Source organism: Halorubrum tibetense, assembly GCF_042661865.1.
In the GTDB taxonomy this organism is placed as follows: domain Archaea; phylum Halobacteriota; class Halobacteria; order Halobacteriales; family Haloferacaceae; genus Halorubrum; species Halorubrum tibetense.
Map to the genome: position 1 here is coordinate 1 of NZ_JBHSWW010000174.1, position 5,087 is coordinate 5,087.

General features: G+C 65.9%; 7 protein-coding genes and 1 pseudogene. 5 read left to right on the plus strand and 3 right to left on the minus strand.

Annotation, left to right across the window (positions count from 1 at the left end):
* From ACFQEU_RS11015 to ACFQEU_RS11025, 3 genes and pseudogenes are all read left to right on the plus strand, one after another.
* A pseudogene (locus ACFQEU_RS11015) lies at positions 1–657 on the plus strand (carboxylate--amine ligase); the annotation flags it as partial.
* A gap of 122 nt (positions 658–779) precedes the next feature.
* Positions 780–1,958, plus strand: a complete 1,179-nt coding sequence (locus ACFQEU_RS11020; protein WP_379782078.1) for a mechanosensitive ion channel family protein — start codon at positions 780–782, stop codon at positions 1,956–1,958.
* 115 nt (positions 1,959–2,073) lie between these two features.
* Positions 2,074–3,264: an amidohydrolase gene (locus ACFQEU_RS11025; RefSeq protein ID WP_379782081.1), complete on the plus strand. Its 1,191-nt coding sequence runs from the start codon at positions 2,074–2,076 to the stop codon at positions 3,262–3,264.
* A 38-nt stretch (positions 3,265–3,302) separates the two neighbouring features.
* Here ACFQEU_RS11025 and ACFQEU_RS11030 read toward each other — a convergent pair whose 3' ends face one another.
* A complete protein-coding gene (locus tag ACFQEU_RS11030) occupies positions 3,303–3,707 on the minus strand; it encodes a halocyanin domain-containing protein (RefSeq protein WP_379782083.1) in 405 nt (134 codons plus the stop codon).
* Positions 3,708–3,801: 94 nt separating this feature from the next.
* Here ACFQEU_RS11030 and ACFQEU_RS11035 point away from each other — a divergent pair, with 94 nt between their 5' ends.
* Positions 3,802–4,269 carry a DUF5799 family protein gene (locus ACFQEU_RS11035; RefSeq protein WP_379782085.1) on the plus strand — a complete coding sequence of 156 codons (468 nt, stop codon included), beginning with the start codon at positions 3,802–3,804 and terminating at the stop codon, positions 4,267–4,269.
* Between the two features lie 43 nt (positions 4,270–4,312).
* On the opposite strand, the gene ACFQEU_RS11040 is transcribed toward ACFQEU_RS11035, so the two are convergent.
* Entirely contained in the window at positions 4,313–4,462 is a 150-nt protein-coding gene (locus ACFQEU_RS11040) for a DUF7557 family protein (RefSeq protein ID WP_379782087.1), read from the minus strand.
* Positions 4,463–4,542: 80 nt separating this feature from the next.
* Positions 4,543–4,890, minus strand: coding sequence for a hypothetical protein (locus ACFQEU_RS11045; RefSeq protein ID WP_379782089.1), 348 nt, complete (start codon positions 4,888–4,890; stop codon positions 4,543–4,545).
* A 12-nt stretch (positions 4,891–4,902) separates the two neighbouring features.
* Between ACFQEU_RS11045 and ACFQEU_RS11050 the strand changes: the two genes are divergently transcribed.
* Positions 4,903–5,087: hypothetical protein (locus ACFQEU_RS11050; protein WP_379782091.1), on the plus strand; the 185-nt coding region annotated here is incomplete at its 3' end.

Consider the following 5,087-nt stretch of genomic DNA (forward strand, 5'->3'; position numbering starts at 1 on the left):
GAGGCGCTTGAGGAGACCGTCGTGGCCGCGGCCGCTGAGGGCGTCGAAGTGATGGCGCAAAAGCGCGTCGACGTCGCGACCGGCGAGGACCGTTCGCTGGCGTCGTACGTCCCGCCGTCGGGAGTGGACGACGCGCTCGCGGTGGTCGGCAACGCCGTCGTCCGGCACCCGCTCCAGTTCGGCACGTCGTGTCTGGTCGAGACCGTCGTCGACCCGGAGATCGAGGCGCGAGCACTTGGCGTCCTCGACGACGCGGGCTACTACGGGATCAGCGAGGCGGAGTTCGTCTACGATCGCGAGCGCGAGGAGTACTTGCTGCTCGACGTTAACACCCGCCCCTGGAAGTGGATCTCGCTGCCGGTCGCGGCCGGCGCGAACCTCCCGATGGCCGCGTACGCCGCGGTCACCGACGTCGAGTACGAGTCGCCGGGGATCGACCCCACACGCTGGGTGTACCTCCGCGATTATCTGGCCGGGCTCTCGGGCGGGAAGGTCGGAGACGCGCTCGGTGCCGATGACTGGCGGGCGCTCGTCTCCGGCGAGTTCGAGGCGAACGGGTCGCTCACCACCGGCGTGTACCGTCCGTCCGACCCGGCACCGGCCACGAAGCTGTTCGAAACGGAGTTCGACGACCGGGAGTACTACTGCGCCTGCTGAACGCCGGCGGCGGGCCGATTCGGCGACTCACCCAGTTCGGGCCACGAGCCGGAATAAGCATCATTTGCTGGTAAATCTTATATACACACCCGGATACCGGGCGGTATGACTTCGGTGGTTACGTGATCCCAGAGTTCCTCCGTCCCGTGATCGCGAATCCCTACGGCGTGACGCTTCTCGTGCTCGGTGCGTCCCTCGTCGGTGGCGCGGTGATGAACTTCGTCGTTATCCGGTATCTCCGGAGATACACGGACCGAACGGCGACGGATTACGACTCCATCGTCGTCGACAATCTCCACATCCCGCTGGTCACGACCGTCTCGTTGATCGGCTTCTCGGTACTCGCCAGTATCCCGTCGGTGACGGAGAACACGTTTCTGACGGCCGAACAGGTGTCGACGTTCGTCGGCCGTCCGGCGATCACCGTCATCGTCGTGGTGTGGGGGTTTTACCTCAACCGCGTCGTCAATCGCTTGGTCAAGAAGATCAACGAGGAGGGGAAGGCCTCCGACGCCCGCGGTCGCGCCTATGAGTTCGCGCCGGTGTTCTCGAACATCTGGTCGCTCGTCGTGATCACCGGGACGGTCGCGGCTGTCCTCGTGTTGTGGAACTACGACATCTCCCCGATCCTCGGCGCGGCGGGTATCGCGGGTATCGCCCTCGGTATCGCGGCAAAGGAGAGCGTCGGCAACTTCCTCGGCGGTCTCGCGCTGTACGTCGACGACACGTACACCATCGGCGACTACCTGGAGATCGACACCGGCGAGGCGGGAACGGTCGTTGCGGTCGGGATCCGGTCGACGACGCTGCGGACCCGGGACAACATCGACATCACGCTTCCCAACTCGATGCTCAACGAGGAGCGGGTCGTCAATCTCTCGGAGCCGCGTGGGCAGACCCGGCTCAAGATCGACATCGGCGTCGCGTACGGGTCCGACATCGACCTCGTCGAGGAGGTCCTCGTCGGTGTCGCCCTCGACGAGGAAACGGTGCCGAACAACCCGGAACCGAAGGCACGGTTCGTCTCGTTCGGCGACTCAGCACTGGCGTATCGCCTCGTTTGCTGGGTCGAGCGTCCGGAGCACAGGGGGCGGGTCAGACACCGGCTCAACCGCGAGATCTACACGCGGTTCATGGACCACGGGATCGAGATCCCGTACAACACGCACGACGTGAACGTGTACCAACGGAGCGAGAGCGACGGCGGCGACGAGTCCGTGAACGGTGATCGGGCGGTCCAGTCAGGGGTGGGGGACGCCGAAGGCGACCCCGGACGGGGCGGTCAGATCGACTCCACCTAAGGCGACCGGGGTTCGCAAGGAGATGGCGGCCCCGTTCGATTCTCCCCGGCGCTCGAACCGGCAACACACTCCCCCCGGTCGAACGGTTATATATCGGGGACCACATCCGTGTGATATGTACGCACTCGTCAATGCCGTCGTGCACACGGCGACCGATCGCGGAACCGTCGAGGGGGCCGTCGTCGTCGACGGCGGGAAGATAGCGGCTGTCGGCGACGTCGAGGTGCCGGACGACGCGACCGTGATCGACGTCGACGGTGACCACGTCACGCCCGGGCTCGTCGACGCGCACAGCCACGCGGGGGTCGCCGAGTGGGGCGAGCCCGAGGACGCCGACATCAACGAGGGGACCGATGCCGTGACGCCACACGTCAACGCGCTCGACGGGTTCCACCCGCGCGACGAGGAGCTGAAACGCGCGTTTCAGAACGGGGTCACGTCCGTCTCCGCGCGGATGGGGTCGGGGAACGTGATCGGCGGCGTCATCTGCTCGATGAAGACGTACGGAAAAACGGCCGACGGGATGCTGATCCGGGAGGACGGGATGAAGGCGGCGATGGGCGAGAATCCCAAGCGGTTCCACGGAGAGCGTGAGGGTCGGCAGCCCTCGACTCGACCCGGCGTCGCCGCCACCCTCCGGGAGACGCTGATGGCGGCCGAGGACTACGTCGACCGGCGGGAGCACGCCCGCAACGAGGGGGAGCCGTTCGAGCGGGACCTCGGGATGGAGAACCTCGCGCGGGTGCTCACGGAGGGGCTCCCGCTCCGCGTCCACGCGCATCGCGCCGACGACATCATGACGGTGTTCCGGATCGCCGAGGAGTTCGGGATCGACGCGCTGTCGATCGAACACGCCACGGAGGGGCACCTGATCGCCGAGGAGTTCGCCAAGCGGGACGTCCCCGCCGTCGTCGGGCCGTCGCTGTACTCCGGCGCGAAACACGAGCTGCGAAACATCACGTTCGAAACGCCGGGAGTCCTCAACGAGGCGGGCGTGAAGGTGGCGATCCAGACGGACGCCCCGGTGTTGCCCCAACAACACCTCGACGTCTGCGTCGGACTCGCGGTCCGGGAAGGGTTCCCCGCCGACGAGGCGCTGGAGGCGGTCACCCGATATCCCGCGGAGATCCTCGGGATCGAGGATCGCGTCGGGACGATCGAACCGGGAACCGACGCCGACCTCGCGGTCTGGGACGGGGTGTTCCACGAGAACGGAACGCGGACGACGCACGTGTTCGTCGACGGCGAGCACGTCTTCGACCGCGCGAACGACGCTGTCGATCCTCGTGAGGCGTTCGACTGGTAAGCTGTACGCCGCCGCCCCGGAACCGATCGACTAGGTGACTACTCGACGACCTCGACGAGACCGTACATCCCCTGCGTCTGGTGGGGTGTACAGACGTACTCGTACTCGCCCGGCTCCTCGAACGTGTGCTCGAACGTGTGGCCGGCCTCCTCGGCGAGGTCGGAAGCGAACCGTTCGTCCTCGACGGCGACCACGTCGTGACCACCACCTCGACCGGTCCACTCCCAGACCACCGTCGTCCCGACGTCGATCACGACGTGTGCGGGATCGTACGAGAGGCCGTTGCCCGCGCCGACCGCCACGTGGACTTCGTTCTCGCCGGTTCGCCCCACGGGGTCGCCGAACTCCCGCCCGCCGCCGTCCAACGCCGAACAGCCGGCGAGCGCTAACAACGAGACGGTTCCGACGGACGCGACGACCTCCCGACGACTGCGGTTGACCATGCATCCAATCGGACGGGACGGACGTGGTAAAACGTCTCGCCGGCTCCCGAGCGATGGGAACGAGTTTTTCAACGGTCACCGCTCATAGCCACGTATGAGCGAATGGACCGACGCGATCGTCGGCGAGCGGATGACCGTCGACAATCGTTTCAACGAGCGCGTGGCCGCCTCCCGGTTCTCCAGCCAGGAGTGGGGGTTGATCATGACCGCCACGGAGTTCGAGATCGAGAGCTCCGAGGACCCGGAGGCGGCCCGGATCGTCGCCGACACGTCGAACCTCCCGGCGATCATGCCCGAGCTGCAGAACGTCCGAGACCAGGTGTCGGCGATGGGCGGCGCGCCCGGCGGAGGCGGTAGCACTGGCGGGAGCGGCGGATCCGGCGGGGTGCTCGACTCGATCAAGGGGGCGCTCGGTTTCGGCGGCGGGGGTGGAGGCGGCGGCCCGAGCGACGAGGAGATCGAAGCGGCCGAGCAGCTGGTTCAGGAGTACGCCGACGAGCTACAGGCGCATCTGGAGGACGTCGGCAAGTGGGAGCAGGTACGGATCGCGTATCAGGAGTGAGCAGGGTCGCTGGCGAGGGGTGAAGAGAGGAGTATCGTCCCGCTCACTCCATGTCGCTGCCGCGGAACAGCGCTAGCTCGCCCGCCTCGTAGATGTTGATCAGCTCGTTCACGAGCTCGTCGTACTCCTCGTCGTCGACCCGAAGCGCGTCGAGCCGCTCGATCGTCTCCTCGTCGAGGTGGATCTGGGGCATACGTGGACAGTCGGTCACCAGCGTTGAAAAACAGGGGGATCGACCCGAGATCACGGGAAACGGCCGACGGAAATCCGTAGTCACTCCTCGCTGACGATCGGGAAGCCGGCCGGGTCGGCTATCTCCGACGCTTCGGATCGAGCCTCGATCGCCCGTCTCGCCCGTCGTTCGATGTCTGCCTCGGTGAGCTGGTCGTTCTGAAAGAGGATCTCGCCGTTGAAATCAATGATCGAATCCGGTTCACTGATCGATTTGAGTATCTCGTTCGTCGAAATATCGACGACATCGTGGCGTGAGGTTCCGATTAATTCTCTCTTGAGGCACTCCCACATCATAGAGCTGTGCTCAGCACCGATCGCTATGGCAGCCGTAGATACTGTATGTAGAGAAACGATACCCTCGGATTCACTCGTCGAGCGGATCTGCACGACCCGTTTCGCTTGTGTGTTCGTAGTACGGACAACTTCACGACCCGGTTTCCCCGCCATCCGAACGTCCGCGACCGACGGGAGTCGGGCGAGCGCGACGCTCGCCGCGAGCGGAGCCCCACTTGCGAGGAGGCCGGTGAGGGTACGGATCCGGTCGGGATCAAGCGTGCCGTCGACGGCGAGCGCGCCGACCGCAC